Annotated in this window: 1 pseudogene; it reads right to left on the reverse strand. The window is 59.6% G+C overall.

The window, feature by feature from the left end:
- Positions 1–1648 (reverse strand): annotated as a pseudogene (locus tag AC1D1P_RS22780) (hypothetical protein); the annotation flags it as partial.

Below are 1648 nucleotides of genomic sequence, written 5' to 3' on the forward strand. Positions count from 1 at the left end.
CAGAGAGCGTTTTCAGAGCAGCACCATCGTCCACAAAAGCTGTCGAGCCGTTCGTCCCATTCATGTGAAGCAAAAGCGAATTAAATGCTGCACTCGGATCGGTTGGACCACCTCCAGCTGCTGCCGGGTTCGCGAGTTGAACAATCCTCTTGCACACCACGGGCAAGGGCTTTCCATTCGGCAACGTTGGCGCACTGGTGCAATTGGCCGCTGCATCGGCGTTCAAAGGGTCTGGCCGGCCCTGGTAAACCAGCGTTGTCAATGTCCCAGGCGTGGCACTCGCAACAGGAAGCCGCCAATCCGGGTGCCAAGTGGTCGTGAATTTCCTAGCCCCTGCCGGCAAAGTGGCGCCGCCAGGTAGCACGGCATTGCAGGCCGCGGTGTTGGACAGGCCTTCCACTCGCGTGATCTCCCGATTCGAACCGTCATACGCATAGCAACTGCGCACGCCGTTGAAATCATCTTGTGAGAGCAAATTCCCAGCTGCATCAAAGGCGGAGGCGTTATTGGCTGCGGCACAGCCTGAGCCTGCCGGCTGGCTCAGGCCCGTAGCCTTGTTCAGTCCACCCACCGTGGTAGACGCGATGTCCGAGCTTTGCCCATTGGGCAGGGCTAGAACCACGTTGCTGGGCGACACCATGCTGTGGGCGCGGGTGGTAATGGTCGTTGCGGCATCGTAGGTTTGCGTGACAGCCACGGAAGGTGGAGTGCCGTAAGCCACGCTGTAGCGGTTAACGCCCCCGGCAAGTTCGGTGGAGATGGCACGGCCGGCGGCATCGTAACCATAGGTGGAATAGCGGTTCCCCAGTTCGTCCACCGACCCCGTGAGCGCCCACGGCAGGCTGGAGTTTTCGTAAACAAAGGTTTGAGCCGAGTTGTCGGGCCAGCGGAGTTCGACCAGGTTGCGGTTGGCGTCGTAAAGGGCGCTGATGGTTTGGCCCATGGCATTGCTGATGAAGCTCAGCAGCCCGTCAGTGGCGGCATTGCCGCCGGAGGGCAGTGTATAGCTGAAGTTGATGCTACGGCCCGTGTTGTCGGTTGCCGACACCAAGTACCCAGCGGCCGGGGCAGCGGTACTCGCCGCCGAGCTATACGCGTACGTTATCCTGTTCCCGCGGCCATCGGCTTCAGAGGTGATCCGCCCCGCGGCGTTGTAAGTTTCCAGGGTCTGTGAGGAAGCCTCCAGATAGCGATAGCCACCGGAGACAACGACCAGCGAATCTTTGTTCAAACCCATCGGAGCATAGGAGGCGTTCGTCGGGTTGTACCTGAAGCTGACGACGGTGCCGTTTCCACGCATGACCTGCGCGTCGAACCCCCCTGCACCGATAACGATGTTCTTGTGCAGCGAACTCTCCCATAGCGCACCGAGCGCGGGGATATTGCCGAGCACTTTGGGTGCAACGCCCATAGACGCAGCGGTGAAAACCTTGCGGTTGTCGTAAGTCACACGCCACTCCTGGCCACCAACCGAAAACCCCGTTGCTACCGTGTGCGTCTCGGCGCCGACCAAGGGCGTGATAGGTTTGCCCTTCTGAACAAAACCAGCATCCTTACAAGATTGTGGCTGCGAGCTCAAAAGGAGGTTGGCAATGTTGGTAGTGCTGCTGTTGTAGCAACCGTTCTTGAGAGGGTTCTCCAGATAGCC

The sequence above is a fragment of the Polaromonas sp. P1_E1_2 genome, assembly GCF_056406035.1.